Source organism: Streptomyces sp. NRRL F-2664, assembly GCF_000719345.1.
Taxonomy (GTDB): domain Bacteria; phylum Actinomycetota; class Actinomycetes; order Streptomycetales; family Streptomycetaceae; genus Streptomyces.
In genome coordinates this window covers 1-373 of sequence record NZ_JOFX01000407.1, presented here as the reverse complement: position 1 = coordinate 373, position 373 = coordinate 1, and the positions used below count along the sequence as shown (strand labels likewise).

Sequence of the window (373 nt, the reverse complement as noted above, 5' to 3'; positions counted from 1 at the left end):
GTCGGCGTCCTGCACCGACACCGCCCGCGCGTCACCCAGGCCGGCGTCCTGCTGGTCTTTGCCCAGGACGCCCTGGGTGACGGCCTCAGCCACAACATCCGTGGCGGTCTTGACGGTGGTGCCGTCGGGGCGGGTGGTGCTGCTGGTGTGGCCCCAGGGGTCGGTGGAGGCCACGGTTTTGCGGCCGGCCTGGTCGGTGGTGGTGACCTGGTAGTGGGCCCACTGGGAGTAGTCGGCCTCGGACAGCACCCGGGCCCCGTCGGCGTCCGCTTCCTTGGCGTAGGCGCCGTCGCGGTAGTTGTCCGCGGTCCGCAGCGGCCGGCCCAGCGCGTCGAGGGTTTCGGTGACCCGCCGCCCGTCGGGGGTGGCGGTA

The 373-nt window shown here is 73.5% G+C and carries 1 protein-coding gene; it reads right to left on the bottom strand.

Features of this window, described 5'->3' with window-relative positions:
- The coding region (locus tag IF89_RS39830; RefSeq protein WP_043195025.1) for a hypothetical protein at nt 1-373 on the bottom strand (373 nt) is incomplete at both ends.